At 71.3% G+C, this 26078-nt stretch carries 23 protein-coding genes; 3 read left to right on the top strand and 20 right to left on the bottom strand.

Annotated features, from left to right (window positions below; genetic code table 11):
• Positions 1–47: 47 nt before the first annotated feature.
• The 7 genes from ACGFMM_RS30090 to ACGFMM_RS30060 all read right to left on the bottom strand — a co-directional run bounded on the left by ACGFMM_RS30090 (position 48) and on the right by ACGFMM_RS30060 (position 6854).
• Positions 48–278 (bottom strand): hypothetical protein, encoded by a 231-nt coding sequence (locus tag ACGFMM_RS30090; RefSeq protein ID WP_393649627.1) that lies wholly within the window; start codon positions 276–278, stop codon positions 48–50.
• The gene (locus tag ACGFMM_RS30085) at positions 275–1102 is read right to left on the bottom strand and encodes a shikimate dehydrogenase (protein ID WP_393649626.1); all 828 of its coding nucleotides are present in this window, start codon (positions 1100–1102) and stop codon (positions 275–277) included. The genes ACGFMM_RS30090 and ACGFMM_RS30085 overlap by 4 nt, the downstream gene beginning before the upstream one ends.
• Entirely contained in the window at positions 1099–2823 is a 1725-nt protein-coding gene (gene mltG, locus ACGFMM_RS30080) for an endolytic transglycosylase MltG (RefSeq protein WP_393649625.1), read from the bottom strand. Before mltG ends, ACGFMM_RS30085 begins: the two co-directional genes overlap by 4 nt.
• Before the next feature lie 98 nt (positions 2824–2921).
• On the bottom strand, positions 2922–3386 hold the full coding sequence (gene ruvX, locus ACGFMM_RS30075; protein ID WP_393649722.1) for a Holliday junction resolvase RuvX: 465 nt from the start codon (positions 3384–3386) through the stop codon (positions 2922–2924).
• A 2-nt stretch (positions 3387–3388) separates the two neighbouring features.
• On the bottom strand, positions 3389–6058 hold the full coding sequence (gene alaS, locus ACGFMM_RS30070) for an alanine--tRNA ligase (RefSeq protein WP_393649624.1): 2670 nt from the start codon (positions 6056–6058) through the stop codon (positions 3389–3391).
• Positions 6058–6417 (bottom strand): DUF6167 family protein, encoded by a 360-nt coding sequence (locus tag ACGFMM_RS30065; RefSeq protein WP_393649623.1) that lies wholly within the window; start codon positions 6415–6417, stop codon positions 6058–6060. Before ACGFMM_RS30065 ends, alaS begins: the two co-directional genes overlap by 1 nt.
• Positions 6418–6422: 5 nt before the next feature.
• Positions 6423–6854, bottom strand: a complete 432-nt coding sequence (locus ACGFMM_RS30060; RefSeq protein WP_393649622.1) for a DUF948 domain-containing protein — start codon at positions 6852–6854, stop codon at positions 6423–6425.
• Positions 6855–7024: 170 nt separating this feature from the next.
• Here ACGFMM_RS30060 and ACGFMM_RS30055 point away from each other — a divergent pair, with 170 nt between their 5' ends.
• Complete coding sequence (locus ACGFMM_RS30055) at positions 7025–9196, top strand: ATP-binding protein (protein WP_393649621.1); 2172 nt, start codon at positions 7025–7027, stop codon at positions 9194–9196.
• 35 nt (positions 9197–9231) lie between these two features.
• Here the strand turns inward: ACGFMM_RS30055 and rpsD are convergent, their stop codons facing one another.
• The 5 genes from rpsD to ACGFMM_RS30030 form a co-directional block, all read right to left on the bottom strand.
• Positions 9232–9846 carry a 30S ribosomal protein S4 gene (gene rpsD / locus ACGFMM_RS30050; protein WP_393649620.1) on the bottom strand — a complete coding sequence of 205 codons (615 nt, stop codon included), beginning with the start codon at positions 9844–9846 and terminating at the stop codon, positions 9232–9234.
• A 358-nt stretch (positions 9847–10204) separates the two neighbouring features.
• Positions 10205–11557, bottom strand: coding sequence for a replication-associated recombination protein A (locus ACGFMM_RS30045; RefSeq protein ID WP_393649619.1), 1353 nt, complete (start codon positions 11555–11557; stop codon positions 10205–10207).
• Positions 11558–11608: 51 nt separating this feature from the next.
• Positions 11609–12232, bottom strand: a complete 624-nt coding sequence (locus tag ACGFMM_RS30040; RefSeq protein WP_393649618.1) for a vitamin K epoxide reductase family protein — start codon at positions 12230–12232, stop codon at positions 11609–11611.
• 163 nt (positions 12233–12395) lie between these two features.
• Positions 12396–13658, bottom strand: coding sequence for a histidine--tRNA ligase (hisS, locus tag ACGFMM_RS30035; protein ID WP_393649617.1), 1263 nt, complete (start codon positions 13656–13658; stop codon positions 12396–12398).
• A 12-nt stretch (positions 13659–13670) separates the two neighbouring features.
• The gene (locus ACGFMM_RS30030) at positions 13671–14378 is read right to left on the bottom strand and encodes an MBL fold metallo-hydrolase (protein ID WP_393649616.1); all 708 of its coding nucleotides are present in this window, start codon (positions 14376–14378) and stop codon (positions 13671–13673) included.
• A gap of 155 nt (positions 14379–14533) precedes the next feature.
• Between ACGFMM_RS30030 and ACGFMM_RS30025 the strand changes: the two genes are divergently transcribed.
• Both ACGFMM_RS30025 and ACGFMM_RS30020 read left to right on the top strand, forming a co-directional pair.
• Complete coding sequence (locus tag ACGFMM_RS30025) at positions 14534–15322, top strand: peptidylprolyl isomerase (protein ID WP_393649615.1); 789 nt, start codon at positions 14534–14536, stop codon at positions 15320–15322.
• Between the two features lie 177 nt (positions 15323–15499).
• Entirely contained in the window at positions 15500–16729 is a 1230-nt protein-coding gene (locus ACGFMM_RS30020; RefSeq protein WP_393649614.1) for a DUF349 domain-containing protein, read from the top strand.
• 67 nt (positions 16730–16796) lie between these two features.
• On the opposite strand, the gene ACGFMM_RS30015 is transcribed toward ACGFMM_RS30020, so the two are convergent.
• From ACGFMM_RS30015 to ruvC, 8 genes are all read right to left on the bottom strand, one after another.
• Complete coding sequence (locus tag ACGFMM_RS30015; RefSeq protein WP_393649613.1) at positions 16797–19277, bottom strand: RelA/SpoT family protein; 2481 nt, start codon at positions 19275–19277, stop codon at positions 16797–16799.
• Between the two features lie 202 nt (positions 19278–19479).
• The gene (locus ACGFMM_RS30010) at positions 19480–20031 is read right to left on the bottom strand and encodes an adenine phosphoribosyltransferase (protein WP_393649612.1); all 552 of its coding nucleotides are present in this window, start codon (positions 20029–20031) and stop codon (positions 19480–19482) included.
• Complete coding sequence (gene secF / locus ACGFMM_RS30005; protein WP_393649611.1) at positions 20028–21122, bottom strand: protein translocase subunit SecF; 1095 nt, start codon at positions 21120–21122, stop codon at positions 20028–20030. The genes ACGFMM_RS30010 and secF overlap by 4 nt, the downstream gene beginning before the upstream one ends.
• Position 21123: 1 nt before the next feature.
• Positions 21124–22896 (bottom strand): protein translocase subunit SecD, encoded by a 1773-nt coding sequence (gene secD, locus ACGFMM_RS30000; protein ID WP_393649610.1) that lies wholly within the window; start codon positions 22894–22896, stop codon positions 21124–21126.
• Positions 22897–23040: 144 nt separating this feature from the next.
• Positions 23041–23499, bottom strand: coding sequence for a preprotein translocase subunit YajC (yajC, locus tag ACGFMM_RS29995; RefSeq protein ID WP_393649721.1), 459 nt, complete (start codon positions 23497–23499; stop codon positions 23041–23043).
• Between the two features lie 190 nt (positions 23500–23689).
• Complete coding sequence (ruvB, locus tag ACGFMM_RS29990; protein ID WP_393649609.1) at positions 23690–24784, bottom strand: Holliday junction branch migration DNA helicase RuvB; 1095 nt, start codon at positions 24782–24784, stop codon at positions 23690–23692.
• Positions 24785–24855: 71 nt separating this feature from the next.
• Positions 24856–25476, bottom strand: coding sequence for a Holliday junction branch migration protein RuvA (gene ruvA, locus ACGFMM_RS29985; RefSeq protein WP_393649608.1), 621 nt, complete (start codon positions 25474–25476; stop codon positions 24856–24858).
• Positions 25473–26003, bottom strand: coding sequence for a crossover junction endodeoxyribonuclease RuvC (ruvC, locus tag ACGFMM_RS29980; protein ID WP_393649607.1), 531 nt, complete (start codon positions 26001–26003; stop codon positions 25473–25475). The genes ruvA and ruvC overlap by 4 nt, the downstream gene beginning before the upstream one ends.
• Between the last annotated feature and the right edge of the window lie 75 nt (positions 26004–26078).

Below are 26078 nucleotides of genomic sequence, written 5' to 3'. Positions count from 1 at the left end.
GTTCCGATCCTCCCACGTCCGGGGCCCCGACCAGGCCGCCGGTCCAGCTATCGGACGCGTGCTTCGTCAGATCCGGACGCAGCGAGGAGCCGCCGGCGCCGCGTACGGCTGTGCGCCCAGCCGCCGAGGAGGGCGAGGACGACCACGGCGGCGAAGGTGAGCTTCGCCCATTCGGGCAGGCTGCCGAAGGCGATGCGGAGTCCCGCGGCGATCCAGTGGCCGACGTCGAACACCGCGTCCCAGCGGGACGCGAGGACCAGTTCCCCCGTTGCGCTCACCGTGCGGCCAGCGCCGATTCTCCTGCCGCACGCATGGCCGCGAGGGGCGCCTCGGGGACGCCGGTCATCTGCTCGACCTGGAGCACCGCCTGGTGTACGAGGAGGTCGAGCCCGCCGACGATCCGGCCGCCGCGGTCCGACCAGGCGGCGGCGAGGGCGGTGGGCCAGGGGTCGTACAGCACGTCGAAGAGCGTGCCGGGCGCGTCGGGGACGGCGGCCGCGAGGGCGTCCGTCGTTCCGGCCGGCGTGGTGGCGACGACCAGCGGCGCGTCGAACGCCCGCGCCGCGTCGTCCCAGTCGGCGGTGCGGACGTCGACGGCGAGCCGCTCGCCCCAGGCCCGCATCTCGGCAGCGCGGGCCTCGCTGCGGACGTACGCGGTGACCGGGCCGGAGCAGATCCGGGCGAGGGCGGCCAGCGCGGAGGAGGCGGTGGCGCCGGCGCCGAGGATCGCGGCGGAGTCCGTCTTCTCGACGCCCCGCTCACGCAGGGCGGCGAGTATGCCGGGGATATCCGTGTTGTCGCCGTACCGAGTACCGTCCGCGCGGAACACCACCGTGTTGACGGCCTCGACGGAGGAGGCCGTCTCGCTGACCTCGTCGAGCAGCGGGATGATCGCCCGCTTGAGCGGCATGGTCAGCGACAGCCCCGCCCAGCTGTCGTCGAGCTCGGAGACGAACCCCGGCAGCGCCGCCTCGTCGACCTCGAACCGGTCGTACGACCAGTCGTCGAGCCCCAGCTCCGCGTAGGCGGTGCGGTGCAGCACCGGCGAGAGCGAGTGGGCGATCGGCGAGCCGAGCACGGCAGCGCGGCGGGGTGTGGTCATCCGTTCTTCCTCGACTTGTTGAACTCGTTGACGAGCTTCTGGTGCTCCGCATAGGTGCGGGTGAACTTCGAGGTCTTGCCGTCGATCGAGATGAAGTAGTACCAGCCGTCGCTCGTCGGGCTGAGCACGCCCCGCAGGGCCTCGGGCCCGGGGTTGCCGATCGGGCCGGGCGGAAGGCCCTTGTAGTAGTACGTGTTGTACTGGTTGTCGTATTTGCGGAGCTCTTCGAGCGTGAGATCGATCTTGCTCTGGTTCTTGATGTAGTTGTACGTGGAGTCGAACTCGAGCCGGCCCCAGGTCTGGGGGTTGGAGGGCTTGAGCCGGTTGTAGATGACCTCGGCCATCTTCTTGAAGTCGTCGTGCGAGGTGCCCTCGGCCTGCACGAGGCTGGCCGCGGTGACCAGCTCCCACGGGTTCTGCAGGCCGACGGACTTCGCCTTGGACTCGAGCTCCAGCCTGTCGTACTCGGCGTTCGCCGCGGTCACCATCTTCTTCAGGACGGCCTCGGGCTTGCTGCCCTTGGCCACCGGGTAGCTGCCCGGGTACAGGAAGCCCTCCAGCGGGTCCTTCACGTCCTTGTGGTTCAACGCCCAGGCGGGCAGGCCGAGTTCCTTGGCCTTCGCCTTGGCGACGCCCTGCGTGGTGCCCTGCTGCAGTGCGAGGCGCCTGTCGATCTCCGCGTAGACCTTGACGTTGCGCATGCCGGGGAAGAGGACGAGGGCGTCCTTGCTGACCGGGTCGAGCATGAGCTCGACCGCGCTCGCCGCGGACATCCCCTTCTTCAGCGTGTAGACGCCGGCCTGGATCGACAGGCCCTTGGGGTTCTTCTGCTGCGCGGAGACGAAGGCGTCGACGCTCTTGACGACGCCGGCCTCCTTGAGGATGTTGCCGATCTCGTAGCCGCCCGCGGCCTTCGGGATCTCGACCTGGACCGAGCCGCTGCCCGCGCCCTCGAAGTCGGGCGCCGAGCCGAACTGACCCTGCCAGAACTGGTACCCGACATAGCCGACGCCGCCCACGCCACCGACCAGGACCAGCGCGACGAACAGGCAGGCGAAGCCGTTGCGGCCCTTCTTCTGGCCCTTGCCGCGGCGGTCACGGCCGCCGCCGCGGGAGGACCGGGAGTCCGGTTCGTCGTCGTAGTCGTCGTCGTACGCGTCCTCGCGCTCCGCCTCACGGGCCCGGCCGCGCCGGCGGCGGGGCTCCTCGGGGACGTCCTCGCCGGTGAAGAACGGGTGGTTCTCCTCCTCCGGCTCCTGCGACTGCCAGTCGTTCACCGGCTCCGGCGGGCCCTGCCGCCGGCCCGGGGGCTGCGGCGGCGGGTACGCCTCGGGCGTGCCGTAGAGGTCCTGAGGCTGCGCCGCGCCGTACGGGTCGGCGGGCGGGGCGCCGTACGGCATGGCCTGGTGCTGGCCGGTGTCCCAGCCGCCGTCGTACGGCTGCTGCACGGGATACCCGGACGTGTCGTAGCCCTGTCCGGACGTGTCGTACCCCTGCCCGGGCTGCCCGCCGTACTGCTGCTCCCCGTACTGCTGGGGGTACTGCTGGCCGCCGTAGCCCTGGGCGTACGGGTCCTGCTGGTTGTAGTCGGCCTGCTGCGGCTGCTGCGGGTACTGCTGTTGCGGGTAGTGCTGCTGCTGGCCTCCCCACCCCTGGTCCCCGTACAAGGGGTCCTCGGGGTGCCACGGTTCGGAGCCGGGGCTCCGGCCATACTCAGTCATCGATCCCCAAACAGCCGCGAGGCTTCCGGACGATCCGCCTCTACGTCGTGCGGCAGGTGTTCGAACGCCGCATCGCGCGGAACGTTACCGTATCGCGATCAGATGACCACTTCGACGCCCTCGCCGGGCGGATTATCCGATACCCGTTCGGACTCAAGAGCATTCTGAAGGATGATCACAGCGGCGGCCTGGTCGATCACCGAGCGTCCCTTCTTGGACTTCACCCCCGAGGCGCGCAGTCCCTGAGTGGCCGTCACGGTCGTCATCCGCTCGTCGACGAGCCGCACCGGGACCGGCTTGATGCCCCGCGCCAACTCCTGTGCAAAGGCCCGCACCTTGGTGGCCGCGGGGCCCTCCCGCCCGCTCAGCGAGCGGGGAAGGCCCACGACCACCTCGATCGGCTCGTACTCCTCGACGAGCTGCCGCAGCCGCCGGTGGGCGGCCGGGACGTCACGTCCCGGCACGGTCTCCACCGGGGTGGCGAGGACGCCGTCGGGGTCGCACGAGGCGACCCCGATCCGGGCGTCCCCGACATCGATCGCGAGTCGACGGCCACGGCGCATGGTCACGCCGTCTCCACCACGAGACGCTCGACCGCGGCGATGGCCTCGGGCACGGCCTCCGGGTTCTGGCCGCCGCCCTGGGCGACGTCCGGCTTGCCGCCACCGCCGCCGCCGAGGGTCTTGGCGGCGGTGCGGACCAGTTCGCCGGCCTTGAGACCGCGCTCGCGGGCGGCCTCGTTGGTGGCGATGACGGTCAGCGGCTTGCCGTTGGCCGTGGTGAACAGGGCCACGACGGCCGGGCGGTCGCCCGGGATGCGGCCGCGCACGTCGAGGACCAGCTTGCGCAGGTCGTCGGCGCCGGTGCCGTCCGGGACCCGGCCCACGACGAGGGCCACGCCGCGGATGTCCTGGGCGTTCTCGGCGAGACCGGCGGCGGCCTGGAGGACCTTCTCCGCGCGGAACTTCTCGATCTCCTTCTCGGCGTCCTTCAGCTTGCCGAGCATGGCGGCGATCTTCTCCGGCAGTTCCTCGGAACGGCCCTTGACCAGCTCCTGGAGCTGGGCGACGACCGTGTGCTCGCGAGCGAGGAAGTTGTAGGCGTCGACGCCGACCAGGGCCTCGATGCGGCGCACGCCGGAGCCGATGGACGACTCGCCGAGCAGCTTCACCAGACCCAGCTGGGCGGTGTTGTGGACGTGCGTGCCGCCGCACAGCTCCTTGGAGAAGTCGCCGATGGTGACGACGCGGACCTGCTCGCCGTACTTCTCGCCGAACTCGGCGATGGCGCCCTGCCGCTTGGCCTCGTCGATCGGCATGACCTCGGCGTGCACGTCGAGGTCGCGGGCCAGCACCTCGTTGATCTTCTGCTCGACGTCGGTGAGCACGGCGCCGGGAACGGCGTTCGGCGAGCCGAAGTCGAAGCGGAAGCGGCCGGGCGAGTTCTCCGAACCGGCCTGGGCGGCCGTCGGGCCGAGGGCGTCGCGCAGCGCCTGGTGCGTCAGGTGGGTGGCCGAGTGGGCGCGGGCGATGGCCCGGCGGCGGCGCACGTCGATGGTGGCGTACGCGGTGGAGCCCACCGTCACCTCGCCGACCTGCACCGAGCCCTTGTGCACGGAGACGCCGGGCACCGGCTGCTGGACGTCGCGGATCTCGATCACGGCGCCGCTGTGCAGCTTGATCCGGCCCTGGTCGGCGAGCTGGCCGCCGCCCTCGGCGTAGAACGGGCTGCGGTCGAGGACGACCTCGACCTCGTCGCCCTCGGTGGCGGCCGGCGACGAGACGCCGTTGACCAGCAGACCGACGACCGTGGACTCGCCCTCGGTGTTGGTGTAGCCGGTGAACTGGGTGGCGCCGTTGCTGTCGGCGATCTCCCGGTACGCGGTCATGTCGGCGTGGCCGGTCTTCTTGGCCTTGGCGTCGGCCTTGGCGCGGTCCCGCTGCTCCTTCATCAGGCGGCGGAAGCCGTCCTCGTCCACGGAGAGGCCCTGCTCGGCGGCCATCTCCAGGGTGAGGTCGATCGGGAAGCCCCAGGTGTCGTGGAGCAGGAACGCCTTGTCGCCGGCGAGGACCTTGCCGCCGGCGGCCTTGGTCTCGGTGACGGCGGTGTCGAGGATGTTGGTGCCGCCCTTGAGGGCCTTCAGGAACGCGGCCTCCTCGGCGAGGGCGACGGTCTCGATCCGCTTGCGGTCGGTGACCAGCTCCGGGTACTGCTCGCCCATCGTGTCGATCACGACGTCGACGAGGTCCTGGACGACCGGGCCGGTGGCGCCGAGCAGGCGCATGTTGCGGACGGCGCGGCGCATGATGCGGCGGAGCACGTAGCCGCGGCCCTCGTTGCCGGGGGTGACGCCGTCGCCGATGAGCATCACGGAGGTGCGCATGTGGTCGGCGACCACGCGCAGCGAGACGTCGCTGTCGTGGGCCTTGCCGTAGTCGACGCCGGTCAGCTCGGTGGCCTTGTCGATGACGACCTTGAGGGTGTCCGTCTCGTACATGTTCTGGACGCCCTGGAGGATCATCGCCAGGCGCTCCAGGCCGAGGCCCGTGTCGATGTTCTTGGCCGGCAGTTCGCCGAGGATCGGGAAGTCCTCCTTGCCGGAGCCCTCGCCGCGCTCGTACTGCATGAAGACCAGGTTCCAGATCTCCACGTACCGCTCGTCGTTGACGGCCGGGCCGCCCTCGACGCCGAACTCGGGGCCGCGGTCGTAGTTGATCTCGGAGCAGGGGCCGCAGGGGCCCGGGACGCCCATGGACCAGTAGTTGGGGCCCATGCCCAGGCGCTGGATGCGCTCGGCGGGGACGCCGACGACGTCGCGCCAGATGCGCTCGGCCTCTTCGTCCTGCTCGTAGACGGTGATCCAGAGCTTCTCCGGGTCCAGCCCGTAGCCGCCGTGCTCCACCGAGGAGGTCAGCAGCTCCCAGGCGAGCTTGATGGCGCCTTCCTTGAAGTAGTCGCCGAAGGAGAAGTTGCCGCACATCTGGAAGAACGTGCCGTGCCGGGTGGTCTTGCCGACCTCTTCGATGTCGGGCGTGCGCACGCACTTCTGCACGCTCGCGGCCCGCGGGAAGGGGGGCTTGACCTCGCCCAGGAAGTAGGGCTTGAAGGGCACCATGCCGGCCGGGACGAGCAGCAGAGTCGGGTCGTCCGCGATGAGCGACGCCGAAGGGACGACGGTGTGCCCGCGCTCCTCGAAGAAGCTCAGCCAGCGGCGGCGGATTTCAGCCGACTCCATCAGTGGTCCTCATTCCGGTTGTACGTGATCGTGGGGTAAGGGTGCGTGTCGCTCTTCGTCCGGCCGGGCGTCCGCGGGTCGAGCGCGGCGTACCGGCGCGGTGCGGGGAGGTCCCGCGCGTCGGGTTCGACCGGGGCCTCCAGGCCGAGTGCCTCGCCGAGTTCGGCCTCGCGCTGGGCCATGCCCGCCCTGACGTCGAGGGCGAAGTCCTTCAGCCGGTGGCCTGCCTCGACCGCCTTGTTCGCCGCCTGGGCGGCGAGGCTCTCGGGGGTCAGCTGCTTCAGCTTCTGGTTGACCTTCGTGGTGGCCCAGACGCCGGCGGCGGCGCCGGCGGTGAACCAGAAAGCGCGACGGAACATCGTGCTCAGCCCTTCTGCTTGCGGCGGCGCGGCGCGGGCACCGTACGGCCGACGATCACCGACCTGCCCGTCCGCTCGCGCGGGGCGTCGTCACGGTTGCGGCCGAGCGCCCGGCGGACGCCGTAGCCGAAGGCCGCGATCTTGACGAGCGGGCCGCCGAAGGTCGAGGCGACGGTGGTGGACAGCGCCGACGCGTTGGAGGTGACCTCCTGGACGTCGGAGGCGATGGCGTCGACCCGGTCGAGCTGGGTCTGTGCCGAGCGGACCGCCGCGGAGGCGTCGGCCAGCAGCGGAACCGCCTGCTCCGTCACCTCCGCCACGAGCTTGGTGGTGGTCCTGAGTGTCTGCGCCAGCCTCACCAGAACCACGGCGAGGAAGGAGACGAGAATCGCCCAGAACACGGCCACCAGGATCCCGGCAACCTCTCCACCGGTCACGCGCTGCACCGCTCTCTGCTGTCGTTGGGCCCCTGCGAAAAGTCGTGCTCCGACCCTATCGCGCCCGGGGTCTCTCCCCGTACCGCATTAGGGGCGGCGCGGGGCCCGGAACGGGCGGTTCGGCGAACCGATTGTACGGAGTGCGTGCGAATGAGTACGCTCCGTGTCCCATGCGACGGAGCAATCTTCCGGCGGAGCTCAACCGGTTCGTGGGCCGGGCCGGGGAGCAGGGCGAACTGCGGCGGCTGCTGGAGGAGTTCCGCCTGGTCACCGTGGTCGGCATGGGCGGCGTGGGCAAGTCCCGGCTGGCACTGCGGTGCGCAGCCGCGACGGAGAAACGCTACGGCGACGGGGTGCGGCTCGCCGAGCTGTCCGGGCTGCGCGATCCGGCGGTCCTGGAGCACGCGCTGGCCGAGGCGCTGGGCCTGACCGATCACACCAGCCGGTGCCCGCGGGCGATGCTGGCCGAGCACCTGGCGGAGCGGCGGCTGCTGATGGTGGTGGACGGCTTCGAACATCTGGTGGAGGAGTGCGCACCGCTGCTGCGGGAGCTCCTCGGCCGGGCGCCGGGGCTGACCGTGCTCGCGGTGGGCCGGCGGCCGCTGCGGGTGGACGGCGAGGCGGTGTTCACGCTGGCGCCGATGTCGGACGAGGACGCGGTCGAGCTGTTCGCGGCGCGGGCGGCCGGTGCGGGGGCGGCGCCGGCGGGCGCGGGGGCTTCCTGTGACGGGGTGCTCGAACTGTGCCGGCGGCTCGACGGGATCCCGCTGGCCCTGGAGCTGGCCGCGGGCCGGCTGCCGCTGCTGACCGTGCAGCAGATGCTGCAGCGCCTGGACGACCGGTTCCGGCTGCTGACCGACGGGGCCCGGGGCGCGCTGCCCCGGCACCAGACGCTGCGGACCGCGATCGGCTGGAGCCACGAGCTGTGCACCCCGGAGGAGCGCCTGCTGTGGGCGCGCCTGTCGGTGTTCGCCGGGCCGTTCGACCTGGAGGCGACGGAGTACGTGTGCGGGGGCGCCGGCCTGCCCACGGAACGGGTGCTCGACGTGCTGGGCGGGCTGCTGGCCCAGTCCCTGGTGGTGCGCGAGGACACCCCGGCGGGCCCGCGCTTCAGGATGCTGGACACGGTCGCCGCGTACGGGGCGCACTGGCTGGCCGCGCTCGGGGACTCCGAGCGGATGCGGCGGCGGCACCGGGACTGGTACATGGGCCTGGCGACCTGGTGCGAGCTGGAGTGGTTCAGCCCCCGGCAGGCGGAGGTCGCGGCGGCCACGGACGCGGCGCTGCCGAATCTGCGGGCCGCCCTGGAACTCTGCCTGGAGCAGCCTGAGGACGGGCATCTGGCGCTGCACCTGGCGGGCACGCTGTGGTTCTACTGGGCGGGCTGCGGCCGGCTCGCGGAGGGCCGGCACTGGCTGGACCGGGCGCTCGCCCCGGAGCCGGAGCCGGCCGGGCCGCACGGTCAGCACGACGCGCGGCTGAAGCCGCTGTGGGTGCTGGGGTACGTGGCGATCCTGCAGGGCGACGACGCGGCGGCGGTCGCGGCGCTGCACGAGTGCGGGGAACGGGCCCGGCTGGCCGGGGACCGGGTGGCGGAGGCGTACGCGACGCACCGGATGGGCTGTCTGGCGCTGCTGTCGGACGACATGCCGCGGGCCGAGGAGCTGATGCGGCGGGCGCTCGACGCTTACCGGGAGCTGGGCGAGCTCAACAGCAATGTGCTGATGGGGCAGGTCGAGCTGGCGATGACCCGGATCTTCCAGGGGGACCTGGAGGGTGCGCTGCTGCTGGTCGCCGAGGTGCGGGAGATCTGCGAGGAGCGCGGGGAGCGCTGGACGAAGGCGTACGCCCTGTATGTGCTCGCGTACGCGGCCTGGGCGCGCGGCGATTTCGGCGAGGCGCGGGCGCTGCTCGCCGAGTGCATCGCGATCGACCACACCTTCCACGATCTGGTGGGGCTGGTCCTGGCGATCGAGCTGCTCGCCCTGGTGACGGCGAGCGAGGGCGATCCGGCGGAGGCGGCGGTGCTGCAGGGGGCGGCGGCCCCGGTGTGGGACTCGGTCGGGGTGCCGCTGTTCGGCTCGGCGAACTTCGGCGGGCCGCGGGAGCTGTGCGAGCGGCAGGCGAGCGAGCTGCTCGGTCCCGACCGGTACGCGGCGGCGGCGCGGGCGGGAAGGGAGCTGTCGCTGGACGAGGTGGTGGACCGGGCGCTGGCGGGCCGGCGGGCGCCGGCCGTCGGCGCGCGCGGGACGCAGACGCCACGGCCGTTCCGTACGAGGGTCCCGGAGACGCGGAAGCCCGCCGGCTCCCCCACCCTGAAGGGCGGGGAGACGGCGGGCTGAAACCGCTGTGAGCTACTACTGCTCGCTGAGGAAGATCAGCGGGCGTAGTACTCGACGACCAGCTGCTCGTCGCAGATGACCGGGATCTCCTTGCGGTTCGGGTCGCGGTCCAGGCGGAAGGCCAGGGCCTTCAGGTTGACCTGGAGGTAGCGCGGGGTCTCACCGTCGGCGGCGAAGCCACCCTCGCGAGCGACCTGGAACAGCGGCTTCTCGCGGGACTTCTCGCGGACCATCACGACGTCGTCGGGACGGACACGGAACGACGGCTTGTCGACCTTGCCACCGTTGACCTGGATGTGACCGTGCACGACCATCTGGCGGGCCTGGTAGATGGTACGGGCGATGCCCGAACGCAGGACCAGGGCGTCGAGGCGACGCTCGAGCTCGACGACCAGCGCCTCGCCCGTCTTGCCCTCGGCCTTCTTGGCGCGGTCGTAGGCGCGCGCCATCTGGCGCTCGCTGATGTCGTACTGGGCGCGCAGGCGCTGCTTCTCGAGCAGACGGACCTTGTAGTCCGAGTTCTGCTTGCGGCCACGGCCGTGCTCGCCCGGCGGGTAGGGGCGGGCCTCGAAGTACTTGACGGCCTTCGGGGTCAGCGCGATGCCGAGGGCACGCGACTTCTTGACCTTGGGGCGGGACTGGTTCGGCATGAACCAACCTCTCTATCTGTGCGAATACGGCTTCACCAGTGGTTAGAGGAGGTCGCATCCGCAGCCGGGAAACCCCGCGGGTCCTGACGGACCTGCCGGGCAGCCGCTCCCTGGTCTGGGCACGTACGTGCAGCACGCGAACGACCCACCGCCGGTCCCGGGAGACCCGGGGGGTGGTGGGTGGCACGCGACACCTTCGAAGGTGCGCGACGCTCCTGGAACTCCGCCCGGAGGCGGTGTTCCGGCTGACTGTCCCGCTCTGGTGTCGCCGGCACGGGGCCGGACACGGGACGCAGCACTCCGCACGAGTGTACCGGCTCCGCGGAGGCGGTGTGCACGGGGCCCGGAGGCTCGGGGGTCAGCCGCCGTCGCCCCTCAGCCGCTCGCGCACCTTCTCCGCCACGTCCGCGTACCGGGCCTCGGCGCCGTACCGGGTGGGCTCGTAGTACCGCTTGCCGTGCACCGCGTCCGGGGCGTACTGCTGGGCCGCGATGCCGCCGGGGACGTCGTGCGGGTACACGTACCCCTGGGCGTGGCCGAGCTTGGCGGCGCCCTTGTAGTGGCCGTCGCGCAGGTGCGGTGGTACGGGGCCGGCCAGGCCGCCCCGGACGTCCGCCTGCGCGGCGAAGATGGCGGTGGTCGCCGCGTTGGACTTGGGGGCGAGGGCCAGCGCGATGGTCGCGTGGCTGAGGGTCAGCGCCGCCTCGGGGAAGCCGATCATGGCGACGGCCTGGGCGGCGGCGACGGCGATCGGCAGGGCGTGGGGGTCGGCGAGGCCGATGTCCTCGCTGGCCGAGATCATCAGCCGGCGGGCGATGAACCGGGGGTCCTCCCCCGCCTCGATCATGCGGGCCAGGTAGTGCAGGGCCGCGTCCACGTCCGAGCCGCGGATCGACTTGATCAGGGCGCTGGCCACGTCGTAGTGCTGGTCGCCGTCCCGGTCGTACTTCACCGCGGCCCGGTCGACGGTCTCCTCGACGGTGGCGAGCGTGATCTCCGGCTCGCCCTTGTCGATCGCCGCGCCCGCGGCGGCCTCCAGGGCGGTCAGCGCCCGGCGGGCGTCGCCGCCGGCGATCCGCAGCAGATGCGCCTCGGCGTCGTCGGGGAGGGTGACCGCCCCGCCGAGGCCGCGGTCCTCGGTGAGCGCGCGCTTCAGCAGGTCGCGCAGGTCGTCGTCGGTGAGCGGCTCCAGGGTCAGGAGCAGCGAGCGGGAGAGCAGCGGCGAGATGACGGAGAAGTACGGGTTCTCCGTGGTGGCCGCGATGAGGGTGACCCAGCGGTTCTCCACCGCGGGGAGCAGCGAGTCCTGCTGGGCCTTGCTGAAGCGGTGGATCTCGTCGAGGAAGAGGACGGTCTCCTTGCCGTAGCCGCCGGCGGCCCGGCGTGCGCCGTCGATGACCGCGCGGACCTCCTTGACGCCGGCGGTGATCGCGGAGAGCTCCACGAACCGCTTGTCGGTCGCCTTGGAGACCACGTACGCCAGCGTGGTCTTCCCGATGCCGGGCGGGCCCCACAGGATCACGGAGGAGGCCCCGGCCGGGCCGCCGCCCTCCCCCACGAGGCGCCGCAGCGGGGAGCCGGGCTTGAGCAGGTGCCGCTGGCCCACGACCTCGTCGAGGGTGCGCGGGCGCATCCGCACGGCCAGCGGGCTGCTGGCCGGGTCCTTCTCCTGGCGTTCTTCGGCGGCGGCGGTAAACAGGTCGGGCTCCACGCAAGGAAGCCTAAGCGAGCCGACTGACAGTCCGGCCCGGGCCGGGCGGGATCAGCTGGTCCAGAAGTCCCACCAGCGGGTCAGGATCAGCATGCCGATGATGCCGATGTGCAGCGTCGGCAGGATCCAGGTGAACTCGTCGAAGAAGGTGCGCACGCCGCCCGGCGCCGGGATGACGCCCTTGCGGACGTTGTGCGAGGTCACGTACCAGAACATGACGATGGTGGCGGCCCAGGCCAGGCAGCACCACAGGCACAGCGCGTTGATCTCGTACAGCGACTGCTGCATGAGCCAGGTGCAGAACCCGACGCCGAACAGGGTGCCGGCGTTGAGCCCCAGCCAGTACCAGCGCCGGTACCGGGCCCCGGCCAGCAGCGCGACGCCGATCGCGATGACCATCGCGTAGGTCACGAGCCCCAGCATCGGGTTCGGGAAGCCGAACGCCGAGGCCTGCTCGCTCTTCATGATGTTCCCGCAGGACACCACCGGGTTCAGGCTGCAGCCCGGGGTGAAGTTCGGGTCCTCGAGGAGCTTGAACTTGTCGATCGTGATGACCCACGCGGCGAGCAGTCCGGCCGCCCCTGTGATCACCAGCATCCAGGCGAACGCCCGGCTCGCACCGATCGTGCCGGAGCTCCCCTTGTCGGACACGTCGTCCAGCGCAGCACTCGTCATTTCGCCGTTCCATGGTCGTCGCGAGCAGATGGGCACGGTCATTCTGCCGCACCCGCCCCTCCGTCCACCGTTCGATGGACATAAGTGCGACCGGCCGACGGTCGGCCCGGGGCACGCCGAGGGCCCGGTCGCGGGATGCGGCCGGGCCCTCGGGTGCGTGCGGTCAGGCGAGCTTGGACGTGATCGTCTCCACCAGCTTGTCCAGGGCGACCGGCTCCTGCTCGCCGGACTCCATGTCCTTCAGCTGGACGACGCCGTAGGCGAGGTCGCGCTCGCCGGCCACGATCGTGAAGCGGGCGCCGGAGCGGTTGGCGTTCTTCATGTGGCTCTTCAGACCCTTGGCGCCGTACGAGAAGTCGGTCGCCACACCCGCCCTGCGCAGCTCGTTGACCACGCCGAACAGAACCCGGCGGGCCTCCTCGCCCAGGGGCACCGCGAAGACGCTGGTGGCCGCGGGGATGTCGAGCTCGATCCCCTCCGCCTCCAGGGCCAGGACCGTGCGGTCCACGCCGAGGGCCCAGCCGACCGACGGCAGCGCCGGGCCGCCGATCATCTCGGAGAGGCCGTCGTAGCGGCCGCCGCCGCCCACCGCGGACTGCGAGCCGAGACCGTCGTGGACGAACTCGAAGGTGGTGCGGGTGTAGTAGTCCAGGCCCCGGACCAGCTTCACGTCGTCCTCGAAGACCACGCCCGCCGCGGTCAGCAGCTCGCGCACCTCCGCGTGGTACGCCTTGCAGCCCTCGCACAGGTAGTCCTTGAGCAGCGGCGCGTCGGCGAGCTGCTCCTGGACCTCGGCGCGCTTGTCGTCGAGCACCCGCAGCGGGTTGATCTCGATGCGGCGGCGGGTCTCCTCGTCCAGGTCGAGACCGCGCAGGAAGCCCTGCAGGGCCTCGCGGTAGACCGGGCGGCACTCCTTGTCGCCCAGCGAGTTCAGCAGGATGCGGAACTGGCGCAGGCCCAGGGAGCGGTACGCCTGGTCGGCCAGGATGATCAGCTCGGCGTCGAGCGCCGGGTCCTCGGCGCCGATGGCCTCCGCGCCGACCTGCGAGAAGTGGCGGTAGCGGCCCTTCTGCGGGCGCTCGTAGCGGTAGTACGAGCCCGAGTACCAGAGCTTGACCGGCAGTCCGCCGGCCTTGTGCATGTTGGCTTCCAGGGCCGCGCGCAGCACGGAGGCGGTGCCCTCGGGGCGCAGCGCCAGGTTGGCGCCGCCCTTGGTCGTGAGGGTGTACATCTCCTTGGTCACGATGTCGGTCGACTCGCCGACGCCGCGGGCGAAGAGGTCGACGTCCTCGAAGCCGGGGGTCTCGACATAGCCGTAGCCCGAGGTCCGCAGCGGCGCGGAGATGGCGTCACGGACGGCCAGATAGGTCGCGGAGAACGGCGGGATCAGGTCGAACGTGCCCTTGGGGGCCTTGAAGGTGCTCACGGAAGTCTCTCGTCACATTCCTCGTCGGGGAGCGTCCACGCTCCCGAGGCCGGCGGCCACCTGCCGCAGATAGGGGTTGGTGGCGCGCTCCTGGCCGATGGTCGTCTGGGGACCGTGTCCGGACAGCACCACGGTCGAGTTGTCGAGCGGCAGGCACACGCGGGCCAGCGATTCGAGCATCTCGTCCATGTCACCGCCGGGGAGGTCGGTGCGTCCGATGGAGCCGGCGAACAGCAGGTCGCCCGAGAAGAACACCGACGGGATCTCCGTCGTCTCGGGCATCCGGAAGGTCACCGACCCCTTTGTATGACCGGGCGCGTGCGCGACCGAGAACTCCAGTCCGGCCAGCTCCAGGCTGCTGCCGTCGCCGAGCTCGCGGACGTCGTCCGGCTCTCCCACGGTCAGCTCGCCCAGCAGCGGCATCCCGATCGAGCGGCCGATCGCCTTCTCGGGGTCGCTCATCATGTACCGGTCGGCGGGGTGGATCCACGCGGGTACGTCATGGGCGCCGCAGACCGGCACGACGGAGGCGACATGGTCGATGTGGCCATGGGTGAGGACCACGGCGACGGGCTTGAGCCGATGCTTCTTGAGCGTCTCCTCGACTCCCTGGGCGGCCTGGTGGCCCGGGTCGATGATCACGCACTCCTCGCCTGCGGCGGGGGCGACCAGGTAGCAGTTGGTCCCCCAGGCCCCGGCGGGGAACCCGGCAATCAGCACGATCGTCCTTAGTGTGTCGTCCGGCACGAGCTTGCGGCAGAGCGGAATGCAGCAGATCAGAGCCTACCGGCGCTGCTCATCCCACAGCCAACCCGTATACGGTACGGGCACACCCGGCCAGGACAGGAACCAGCGAACCGACAAGGAGCGACCCGGTGGTCAACAGCGATCAGCGGCGGCGGCAGCTCGCCAGGGAGAAGTACGCGCGGCAGCAGCAGCGGCGTGAGGAGATGCGCCGCCGGAACCGGCGGCGCAACAGCGTGGTCGCCGCAGGTCTGGCCGTGGTGCTCGCCTCCGGAGGCGCCGTGTACGCGTCGGTCGCGATGACCGGCGGCGACAAGAACGACGACGCGGCCTCGGCAAGTCCCACGCCGACCCCGCCGGAGCCCTCGGAGTCGAAGGCGCCCGAGCCGAAGATGGCGATCGACTCCAAGGCGAAGTACTCGATGGAGCTGAAGACGAACCGCGGGACCGTGTCCGTCGCCATGGACGCGGCGAAGACCCCGCACACCGTGAACTCCTTCAAGCACCTCGCGGACAAGAAGTACTTCGACGGCACGAAGTGCCACCGGCTCACGACGCAGAACATCTTCGTGCTCCAGTGCGGCGACCCGAAGGGCGACGGCACCGGCGGCCCCGGCTACAACATCCCGGACGAGAACCTCACGGCGCTGGGCAAGGCCGGTGCGGACGGCACGGTGACCTTCCCGGCCGGCACGGTCGCGATGGCCAACACCATGCAGCCGAACACCGGCGGCAGCCAGTTCTTCCTGGTCTACAAGGACACCAAGCTGCCCCCGCAGTTCACCCCCTTCGGCACGATCGACAAGGCCGGCCTGGAGGTCGTGAAGGAGATCGCGGCCGGCGGCGTCGAGGGCGGGGCCCAGGACGGCGCGCCCAAGCTGGCCGTCACCGTGGAGAAGGCCGCGGTCCGCAAGGTGTGAACCGGTGAACTTCGCTCGCGCTGACTGCGGACAGCCGGGCGGCCGGTCGCCTAGATTGGCGTTGTGCAGCGCGGAAGGGATTTCGCGCTGTGGAGGGCGGGCGAGACCCGCCGCGAAACTGTGGACGATGCCCGGGGGGCACAACCCCTTCGCAGGGCATCAGGTGGAGGAGGCGCTGTGAGCAGCGACCCGTGGGGCCGCGTCGACGAGACGGGCACCGTGTACGTGCGTACGGCCGATGGCGAGAAGGTCGTCGGCTCCTGGCAGGCCGGCACTCCCGAGGAGGCACTGGCCTACTTCGAGCGCAAGTACGAGGGCCTGGTTGTCGAGATCGGCCTCCTCGAGCGTCGGGTGAAGACCACCGACCTCTCGGCGAAGGACGCCATGACCGCCATCGAGCACCTGCGCCAGCAGGTCGACGAGCACCACGCCGTCGGCGACCTGGACGCGCTGGGCAAGAGGCTCGCCAAGCTGGTGGAGACGGTCGAGTCGCGCCGCGAGGAGCGGAAGGTCCAGAAGGCCAAGCAGACCGACGAGGCCCGGCACGCCAAGGAGGCGCTGGTCGTCGAGGCCGAGGAGCTGGCGCAGAGCGAGCAGTGGCGGGCCGCCGGCGAGCGGCTGCGGGCTCTGGTGGACACCTGGAAGGGCCTGCCGCGGCTGGACCGCAAGTCCGACGACGAGCTGTGGCACCGCTTCTCGCACGCCCGCTCGGCCTTCTCCAAGCGCCGCAAGGCCCACTTCGCCTCGCTGGACGCCCAGCGCGAGGACGCCCGCAAGGCGAAGGAGGCGCTGGTCGCCGAGGCGGAGTCGCTGTCGAACTCCACGGACTGGGGTGCGACGGCCGCCCGCTACCGCGAGCTGATGGCGGACTGGAAGGCCGCCGGCCGGGCCCAGCGCGAGTTCGAGGACGACCTGTGGAACCGCTTCCGCGGCGCCCAGGACGTGTTCTTCGCGGCCCGCTCCGGCGTCTTCGCCGAGCGGGACGCGGAGCAGACCGAGAACCTCAAGCTGAAGGAGGAGCTCGCGACCGAGGCCGAGAAGCTGGTGCCGGTGACGGATCTGAAGGCGGCCCGCGCAGCCTTCCGGACCGTCAACGAGCGCTGGGAGGCCATCGGCCACGTGCCGCGCGACGCCCGCCCGAAGGTGGAGGGCCGGATGCACGCGGTGGAGCGGGCGATCCAGGAGGCCGAGGAGGCCGAGTGGCGCCGGACGAACCCGGAGGCGCGGGCGCGCGCCGCGGGTCTGACCGGGCAGCTGCAGGACGCGGTCGACAAGCTGCAGAAGCAGATCGACGCGGCCCGTGCGGCGGGCAACGACGCCAAGGCCGACAAGCTCGCCAAGGAGCTTGAGGGCCGCCAGGCGCTGCTCGACCAGGCGCTGAAGGGCCTGGAGGAGTTCGGCGGCTGAGTGCCCCTGACGGTACGAGGAAGGGCCCCCGGGACACGATCCCGGGGGCCCTTCCTCGTACGCGCTGCTACGGCCGGCGGGCCGAGGTGACGCGGTAGACGTCGTACACGCCCTCCACGCCGCGCACCGCCTTCAGGACGTGGCCGAGGTGCTTCGGGTCGCCCATCTCGAAGGTGAACCGCGAGGTCGCCACCCGGTCGCGGGAGGTCTGCACCGCCGCGGACAGGATGTTGACGTGCTGGTCGGACAGCACCCGCGTGACGTCCGAGAGCAGTCGCGAGCGGTCGAGCGCCTCGACCTGGATGGCGACGAGGAACACCGAGGACTGGGTCGGCGCCCACTCGACGTCCAGCATCCGCTCCGGCTCCCGGGACAGCGACTCGACGTTGACGCAGTCGGCGCGGTGCACCGAGACGCCGCTGCCGCGGGTGACGAAGCCGACGATCGGGTCGCCCGGCACCGGGGTGCAGCATCGGGCCAGCTTCACCCAGACGTCCTCGACGCCCTTGACCACCACGCCCGGGTCGGCGCTGGAGCGGCGCTTGGTGCGACCGCGGGTCGGCGGCGCGGTCTCGGCGATGTCCTCGGTGGCGGCCTCCTCGCCGCCGAGCGCCTGGACCAGCTTCTGCACGATGGACTGGGCGGTGACATGGCCCTCGCCGATCGCCGCGTACAGCGAGGAGATGTCGCTGTAGCGCATCTCGTGGGCGAGGGTGACCAGCGAGTCGCCGGTGAGGATCCGCTGGATCGGCAGGTTCTGCTTGCGCATGGCCCGCGCGATGGCGTCCTTGCCCTGCTCGATCGCCTCGTCGCGGCGCTCCTTGGAGAACCAGGCGCGGATCTTGTTGCGGGCCCGCGGGGACTTGACGAAGCCCAGCCAGTCGCGGGACGGGCCGGCGCCTGCGGCCTTGGAGGTGAAGACCTCGACGAGGTCGCCGTTGTCGAGGGTGGACTCCAGCGGGACGAGACGGCCGTTGACCCGGGCGCCTATGGTGCGGTGGCCGACCTCGGTGTGCACCGCGTACGCGAAGTCGACGGGGGTCGCGCCGGCGGGCAGCGCGATGACATCGCCCTTGGGGGTGAAGACGAAGACCTCGTTGCGCGACAGGTCGAAGCGGAGCGACTCCAGGAACTCGCCCGGGTCCTCGGTCTCCTTCTGCCAGTCGAGCAGCTGGCGCAGCCACGCCATGTCGTTGAGGTGGTCGTCCTTGCCCTTGCCGGACGACTTGGGCACGTCGGTGCGGACCTTGGAGGCGCCGGCGACGGCCTCCTGCTTGTACTTCCAGTGCGCGGCGATGCCGTACTCGGCTCGGCGGTGCATGTCGAAGGTGCGGATCTGCAGCTCGACCGGCTTGCCGTTGGGTCCGATGACCGTCGTGTGCAGCGACTGGTACATGTTGAACTTCGGCATCGCGATGTAGTCCTTGAACCGGCCGGGGACCGGGTTCCATCGCGCGTGGACGGTGCCGAGGGCCGCGTAGCAGTCGCGGACGGTGTCGACGAGGACACGGATGCCCACCAGGTCGTAGATCTCCGCGAAGTCACGGCCGCGGACGATCATCTTCTGGTAGACGCTGTAGTAGTGCTTCGGCCGGCCGGTGACGGTGGCCTTGATCCGGGCGGCGCGCAGATCGCTCTGCACCTCGTCGGTCACTATCGCCAGGTACTCGTCCCGCTTGGGTGCGCGCTCGGCGACGAGCCGGACGATCTCGTCGTACATCTTGGGGTAGAGGATCGCGAAGGCGAGGTCCTCCAGCTCCCACTTGATGGTGTTCATGCCCAGGCGGTGGGCGAGCGGCGCGTAGATCTCGAGGGTCTCGCGCGCCTTCTTCTCCTGCTTCTCGCGCTTGAGGTAGCGCATGGTGCGCATGTTGTGCAGGCGGTCGGCGAGCTTGATGACCAGGACGCGGGGGTCCTTGGCCATGGCGACGACCATCTTGCGCACGGTCTCGGCCTGGGCGGCCTCGCCGAACTTGACCTTGTCGAGCTTGGTGACGCCGTCGACGAGCAGGGCGACCTGGTCGCCGAAGTCGCGGCGCAGGGTGTCGAGGCCGTACTCGGTGTCCTCGACGGTGTCGTGCAGCAGGCCCGCCATCAGCGTCGCCGGGTCCATGCCCAGCTCGGCGAGGATGGTGGTGACGGCGAGCGGGTGCGTGATGTACGGGTCGCCGCTCTTGCGCTTCTGGCCGCGGTGCCAGCGCTCGGCGACCTGGTACGCCTTCTCGATCTGGCGGAGCGTCGCCGTCTCGATCTTGGGGTCGTTGGAGCGGACGATCCGCAGCAGCGGTTCGAGGACCGGGTTGTACGGCGACGAGCGCTGCACGCCGAGCCGGGCGAGGCGGGCCCTTACGCGGTTCGAGGAGCCGCCCGGCCGGGCGGCGGGGCTCGGCGTGGGCCGGGGCGCCAGCGGCGCGGGCGCGACCGGCGCACGGTCGGGCGCCGGCCGGTTCTCCGCGGGCTTGTTCTGTGGCGTGGCGGACCCCGCCGCGGCCTGCGCGGCCTGCGGGTCGGGTTGCGCGGCGGAGAGTGGCTTGGCCTCGTCTGGCAAGAGCGCTCCTCGTGGGATCCGGGTCCCCCGGTCAGGCCCGGAAAACCCATGGTATCGACCCACCCGCCGCCACGCGCACGCGTCCGCCCCCTGAGCCCACCGCGCGATTCCGGCCACCCGGGGCGCACGGCCCCCGGACAGCGCGCAGGGGCGCCCCGGGAGTCCCGGAGCGCCCCTGTGCGGGCAGCGCGTGCCGCGCGGCTCAGACCGTGATCAGCGCCTCCAGCGGAGCGCCGTCCAGGACGGGCTCCAGGCGGCTGCGGCCGGGCAGGAAGCCCAGTTCCATCAGGACCGCGACGCCCGCGACCGAGGCGCCGGCGCGGCGGATGAGCTGGAGGGACGCCTCGGCGGTGCCGCCGGTGGCGAGGACGTCGTCGATGACCATGACGCGGTCGTCCGCGGTCAGGTCCTCGGCGTGCACCTCGATCTCGGCGGTGCCGTACTCCAGCTCGTACGCCTGGTTCAGCGTGGCCCCGGGCAGCTTGCCGGCCTTGCGGACCGGGATGAAGCCCAGGCCGGCGCGGACGGCGACCGGAGCGGCGAGGATGAAGCCGCGGGCCTCCAGGCCCGCGATCTTCGTCGCTCCGTTGCTCAGGCACAGCTCGGCGAGCGTGTCGGTCAGCGCCGTGAACGCCACGGGGTCCGCGAGCAGCGGCGTGATGTCCTTGAACAGCACGCCCGGCTTCGGATAGTCCGGGACGTCGCGGATCCTGCTGAGCAGCAGGGCGCGCGGGTCGGTCACCTGCTCGGTCATCGCCGTCCGTCCGAGGAGCGGCCGCGGCGGCCGCGCTGGCCGACCACGGCGGCCGGGACGGCGTCCTCGACCGAGTCGTCCGACTCGTCCGACGGGTCCGCGTCCACGGACTCGCCCTTGGCGGCCGCGGCGGCCCGCCTGGCGAGCACCCGCTTCTTCAGCGCCTTCATGGCCGGCTCGCGCTCCTTGAGGTCCGCGACCAGCGGTGTGGCGATGAAGATCGACGAGTAGGCGCCGGCGGCCAGACCCACGAACAGCGACAGCGAGATGTCGTTCAGCATGCCCGCGCCGAGCACGCCGCCGCCGATGAACAGCAGACCGGCGACCGGGAGCAGCGCCACGACCGTGGTGTTGATCGACCGGATCAGGGTGCTGTTGATCGAGATGTTCGCCAGATCGCTGTACGTGTGCCTGGTCTGCTTGGTGATCCCCTTCGTCTGCTCCTTGAGGGAGTCGAAGACGACCACCGTGTCGTAGAGCGAGTAGCCGAGGATCGTGAGCAGACCGATGACCGTGCCGACCGTGACCTCGAAACCGACCAGCGAGTAGATGCCGACGGTGATGGTGAGGTCGTGGATCAGGGCGACCAGGGCCGCCACCGCCATCCGCCATTCGAAGGCGATGGCGAGGTAGATCACCACGAGGATCATGAAGACCCCGAGGCCCGTCCAGGCCTTCGTGGCGATCTGCTCGCCCCAGCTGGGACCGACCAGCTCGGCCGCGATCCGCGACTCGGGGATGTTCAGGTCCTTGGCCAGGTCCTCGCGGATCTGGTCGGACTTCGCCGTGTCCACGCCGCCGACCTGGATCCGCAGCTCGCCACCGCCGAGCTTCTGGACGATCGCGTCGTGGCCGGAGGCCTCCTCGGCGTAGTCCTGGGCCTGGGAGACCGAGACCTCGGTCTTCGGCGTGGTGAAGACCGCGCCGCCCTGGAACTCGATGCCCATGTTCAGGCCGCGGACGGCCAGGGCCGCGATCGCCGTGATGGTGATCAGGACCGAGATGCCGTACCAGATCCGGCGGTTGCCGATGAAGTCGTAGACGACCTCACCGCGGTTGAGCCGGGCGCTGAAGCTGTCGCGCTTCGCCATCTCACGCCTCCTTCGGGTCGACGGGGCCGGCGGCCGGGCCGGAGGCACGACGCGAACGGCGCAGCGGGGGCTTGGCCCCGAGGCGCTTCGGGTCCAGACCGGACCAGGGGTGCCCGTTGCCGTAGAACTTCGTGCGGGCGAGCAGCGTCATCAGCGGCTTGGTGAAGAAGAAGACCACGACCACGTCGAGCAGGGTGGTCAGACCGAGGGTGAACGCGAAGCCCTGGACCTTGCCGACGGTCACGACGAAGAGCACCACGGCGGAGAGGAACGACACGAAGTCGGACACGAGGATCGTGCGTCGGGCCCGCGGCCAGGCGCGCTCGACGGCCGGGCGCAGCGTGCGGCCCTCGCGGACCTCGTCCCGGATGCGCTCGAAGTACACGATGAACGAGTCCGCGGTGATGCCGATGGCGACGATGGCGCCGCAGACGGCCGGCAGGTTCAGCGCGAAGCCGATGGCCGGGCCGAGCAGCGCCATGATCACGTACGTGAGGATCGCCGAGGCCAGGAGGCTCGGCAGCGCGATCAGCGACAGGCCGCGGTAGTAGATCACCAGGTAGAGCACGACCAGGGCCAGACCGATCGCGCCCGCGATCAGACCCGCCTGGAGCTGCTCGCCGCCGAGGGCGGCGGTGACGGTGTCGACGCTCTGGGTCTCGAAGGACAGCGGCAGGGCACCGTAGGACAGGATGTTGCCGAGGTCCTGCGCGGACTCCTGGGTGAAGTTGCCGGAGATCTCCGCGCTGGCGCTCAGCGTCTGCCGCACGGACGGGGCCGAGACGACCTCGCCGTCGAGCGCGATCGCGAAGCGGTTCATCGGGTCCTGCTGCTGGGCCAGCCGGCCCGTGATCTTCTGGAACTTCTTGGCGCCGGCGTCCGTGAACTGCATCTGGACGATCCACATGCCGCGCTGCTGGTCGAAGGCGCCCTTGGCGTCGTCGACGTCCTTGCCGTCCACCTCGACCGGGCCGAGGATGTACTTCTCGACGACGCCGTTCTCGGGCGTGCTGCACGCGACGGTGGACTCGGTGGGCTTGGCGCTCTTGCCGGCCGCGACGCGCTGCTCCGGGTCGGTGCAGTCGAGCGTGGCGAACTTCTGCTGGAGCGCGGCCTCGCCGTTCGCGGGCGCCTTCGGCGTCTCGGACGCCTTCGGCTTGCCCGTCGGGGTCGGCGTGGGGCTCGGGGCCTTCAGGGCCTCGGAGACCGGCCGGCCCTGGGTGGTGGCGCTCGCCGTGGGCGTGGCGGTGGCCTTGCCGTCCTTCTCGCCCTTGCCCTTGTCGGCGGTCGCGCCGGAGGCCGAAGGCTTCGGCGACGGGGAGCCGGAGGGGGACGCGGACGGCGTCGCCTTCGGGTCCATGGCCTGCTGCTGCGCGGTCAGGACCGGGCGGAAGTAGAGCTGGGCGGTGGTGCCGACCTGCTCACGGGCCTGCTTCTCGTTCGTCCCGCGCGGGATGTTGACGACGATGTTCTCGCGGCCCTGGGTCTGTACCTCGGCCTCGGAGACGCCCAGACCGTTCACACGGCGCTCGATGATGCCGACCGCGGTGTTCATGTTGGTCTCGTTGACGGCGGATTCCTTACCGGGTTCCGCCTTCGCCTTGAGCGTGATCGTCGTACCGCCCGCGAGGTCGATGCCCAGTCGCGGTGTGGTGTGACCCGACCAGAACATCCCGCCGGTGAGCGCGACCATGGCGATCAGGAACATGACCAGGACACGTCCCGGGCTGCCCTGTCCCCCCGCCGGCCTTCGGCCCTTCTTCGGTGCTGCCACCTTGTCGATTCTCCCTGTCCAACCGCCCGCGCCGGGTGTGCGCGCGCGGCCACGATGTTGTGTGGGGACCTGCCCCCGCAGTCGTAGACACCGTCCGGGGACCGCGGGCTCGCCGGGGGGCGCGCCCGCGGTCCCCGGCTGCGACTACTTCGCGTCGGTGTCGCCGTCCGCCTTGCCGTCCTTGACCTCGGCCTCGGCGCCCGCCTCGGCCGGCTCCGCCTTCTTGGTCAGGTCGGTCTTGGCGTCGGAGGCGTCGTCCTTCTCGGTCAGCGAGGAGACGTCATCCGGTACAGCGTCGGCGGTGATCTTGATGTCACTGTCGTCGCCGTCGGTCTCGCCGTGCACGATCCGGTTGTACTCGTCGTCGGAGAGAACCGCGCCGATCGCGTTCTTGGCGTAGACGGCATGCACGCCGGGCGCCACCTCCAGGAGAACGGTGTCCTCGCTGATCTCCTTGACGGTGGCGTACATCCCCCCGATCGTGCGGACGCCGGAGCCTTCCTGCATCTGGTTGCGCATTTCCACGGCCTGCTGCTGCTTCTTCTTGGCAGAGCGGGTCAGCAGGAACATGGCCCCGATGAGGACGATGAACGGGAGGAGCATGCCGATGTTATTCACGGGACGGAAATCCTTCGCATGGTCGCGGCGATTCCGCGGCCTGATCTTCGGGGGTGGGTGCGCCGACCATAAGGGCGGCATCGGCGGAGTCTAGGCGAGTCCGCATCGATGGAACAACGCCCAGCATCCCCCATTGGTTCCTCGTCCGGCGAGCCTCCGCGCCGTCACCGGGCCGTCACGCCCCGAAGAGCCCCGGTTGTCCGCTTCCCGGCCCGGCGGCCGGATTTCCCGAGGTCCCGGGCTGCGGCGGCTGCAGTCCGAGGTGCGCCCAGGCCGCCGGAGTGGCGACCCGGCCACGCGGCGTGCGCGCCAGCAGACCCTCCCGTACGAGGAAGGGCTCGGCGACCTCCTCGACCGTCTCGCGCTCCTCCCCCACAGCCACCGCGAGGGTGGACAGGCCGACCGGGCCGCCGCCGAACAGCTTCAGCAGCGCCTCCAGGACCGCGCGGTCCAGCCGGTCCAGGCCGCGGCCGTCCACCTCGTACACCGCGAGGGCCGCGGCGGCGATCTCGCGGTCGATCCGGCCGTCGGCCCTGACCTGCGCGTAGTCGCGGACGCGGCGGAGCAGCCGGTTGGCGATACGGGGCGTGCCGCGGGAGCGGCCGGCGATCTCGGCGGCGCCGTCGGTGTCGATCTCGACGTCGAGGAGTCCGGCGGAGCGGCGGACGACGCGCTCCAGTTCGTGCGGCTCGTAGAACTCCATGTGCGCGGTGAAGCCGAAGCGGTCGCGCAGCGGGGGCGGCAGGAGGCCGGCCCTGGTGGTGGCGCCGACCAGGGTGAACGGCGGCAGGTCCAGGGGGATGGCGGTGGCGCCGGGGCCCTTGCCGACGATCACGTCGACGCGGAAGTCCTCCATCGCCATGTAGAGCATCTCCTCGGCGGGCCGGGACATCCGGTGGATCTCGTCGAGGAAGAGGATCTCGCCCTCCTGGAGGGAGGAGAGGATCGCGGCGAGGTCGCCGGCGTGCTGGATGGCGGGGCCGGAGGTGATCCGGATCGGGGCGTTCATCTCCGCCGCGATGATCATGGAGAGGGTGGTCTTGCCGAGGCCGGGAGCGCCGGAGAGCAGGACGTGGTCGGCGGTGGCGCCGCGCTGGCGGGCGGCCTTGAGCACGAGGTCGAGCTGCTGGCGGACCTTCTCCTGGCCGACGAACTCGCTCAGGTCCTTCGGACGCAGGGCGGCCTCGACGGCCTGGTCCTCACCGTCGGCGGCGGGCGCGACCAGCCGCTCGGCGGCGGTGCCGGTGTCCGTCTCGTCGTCCCAGTTCACGTGGTGTGCCTATCTCGGTGGTGGTGCGGTGGTCGGTGGGTACCGGGGGGGGCGGGAGCGACCGCGGTGCCTCAGCGCGCTCGGTTCAGGGTCTGCAGGGCAGCTCTCAGCAGCTGCGGGACCGGGGCCGAACCGCCCGCGGCGATCGCCTCCTCCGCCTGCGGGGTCACCGCCTCGACCGCCTCCTCCGCTTCGCGGCTCGCGTAGCCGAGGCCGATCAGGGCCGCGTGGAGCTGCTCCGTCCACGGCGCCGGGCCCGCTGCGACCGCCCTCGTCGCGCCCGTGCCCAGCGGGGCGCCGAGCTTGTCCTTCAGTTCGAGGAGGAGTTTCTGCGCGCCCTTCTTGCCGATGCCCGGCACCGCGGTCAGCGCCTTCTCGTCGCCGGTGGAGACGGCGAGCCGGAGCGCGTCGGGCCGGTGCACGCCGAGCATGGCCTGGGCGAGCCGGGGCCCGACGCCGCTGGCGGTCTGCAGCAGTTCGAAGACCTGGCGCTCGTCGTCGTCGGCGAAGCCGTACAGCGTCAGCGAGTCCTCACGGACCACCAGGGAGGTGGCGAGCCGGGCCTCCTGACCGATCCTCAGCCCGGCCAGGGTGTCCGGGGTGCACTGGACGGCCATGCCGACCCCGCCGACCTCGACGACCGCGGTCGTGGGGGCGAGGGCGGCGACGGGTCCGCGGACGAACGCGATCATGAGGTGCGGCCTTTCGCTGCGTGCTGGGCGACCGCCTGCTGGAGGCGGTTCTGGGCGGGGGCGCGCCAGATGTGGCAGATGGCGAGCGCCAGGGCGTCGGCCGCGTCGGCCGGCTTCGGCGGGGCGGACAGTCGCAGCAGCCGGGTCACCATCGCGCCGACCTGGGCCTTGTCGGCCCGGCCGCTGCCGGTGACGGCGGCCTTGACCTCGCTGGGGGTGTGCAGTGCGACGGGGATCCCGCGTCGGGAGGCACAGAGCATGGCCACGGCGCTGGCCTGGGCGGTGCCCATCACCGTACGCACGTTGTGCTGGCTGAACACCCGCTCCACGGCGACCAGTTCGGGCGAGTAGCGGTCGAGCCACTCCTCGATGCCGCGCTCGATGCCGACCAGGCGGGCGCCGGTGTCCGCGTCCGCGGGCGTACGGACGACGCCGACGCCGAGCATGGTCAGCGGGCGGCCCGCGACGCCCTCGACGACGCCGATGCCGCACCGGGTCAGCCCCGGGTCCACCCCCAGTACCCGCACCAAGGCCCTCCCTCGCTCATCTGTTTGTGCAGGCTAGCGCCTGCCACTGACAACGCAGCGGGCCGACGGGGTGTG

The sequence above is a fragment of the Streptomyces sp. NPDC048604 genome (assembly GCF_043199435.1).
Classification (GTDB): domain Bacteria; phylum Actinomycetota; class Actinomycetes; order Streptomycetales; family Streptomycetaceae; genus Streptomyces.
This window is presented reverse-complemented; position numbering and strand designations above follow the sequence as displayed.

What these genes read in the sequence shown, in the direction of transcription:
- ACGFMM_RS30085 (WP_393649626.1), bottom strand. Translation starts at nt 1,102, where the DNA reads ATGACCACACCCCGCCGCGCTGCCGTGCTCGGCTCGCCGATCGCCCAC.
- mltG (WP_393649625.1), bottom strand. Translation starts at nt 2,823, where the DNA reads ATGACTGAGTATGGCCGGAGCCCCGGCTCCGAACCGTGGCACCCCGAG.
- ruvX (WP_393649722.1), bottom strand. Translation starts at nt 3,386, where the DNA reads ATGCGCCGTGGCCGTCGACTCGCGATCGATGTCGGGGACGCCCGGATC.
- alaS (WP_393649624.1), bottom strand. Translation starts at nt 6,058, where the DNA reads ATGGAGTCGGCTGAAATCCGCCGCCGCTGGCTGAGCTTCTTCGAGGAG.
- ACGFMM_RS30065 (WP_393649623.1), bottom strand. Translation starts at nt 6,417, where the DNA reads ATGTTCCGTCGCGCTTTCTGGTTCACCGCCGGCGCCGCCGCCGGCGTC.
- ACGFMM_RS30055 (WP_393649621.1), top strand. Translation starts at nt 7,025, where the DNA reads ATGCGACGGAGCAATCTTCCGGCGGAGCTCAACCGGTTCGTGGGCCGG.
- rpsD (WP_393649620.1), bottom strand. Translation starts at nt 9,846, where the DNA reads ATGCCGAACCAGTCCCGCCCCAAGGTCAAGAAGTCGCGTGCCCTCGGC.
- ACGFMM_RS30040 (WP_393649618.1), bottom strand. Translation starts at nt 12,232, where the DNA reads ATGACGAGTGCTGCGCTGGACGACGTGTCCGACAAGGGGAGCTCCGGC.
- ACGFMM_RS30010 (WP_393649612.1), bottom strand. Translation starts at nt 20,031, where the DNA reads ATGACCGAGCAGGTGACCGACCCGCGCGCCCTGCTGCTCAGCAGGATC.
- secF (WP_393649611.1), bottom strand. Translation starts at nt 21,122, where the DNA reads ATGGCGAAGCGCGACAGCTTCAGCGCCCGGCTCAACCGCGGTGAGGTC.
- yajC (WP_393649721.1), bottom strand. Translation starts at nt 23,499, where the DNA reads ATGCTCCTCCCGTTCATCGTCCTCATCGGGGCCATGTTCCTGCTGACC.
- ruvA (WP_393649608.1), bottom strand. Translation starts at nt 25,476, where the DNA reads ATGATCGCGTTCGTCCGCGGACCCGTCGCCGCCCTCGCCCCCACGACC.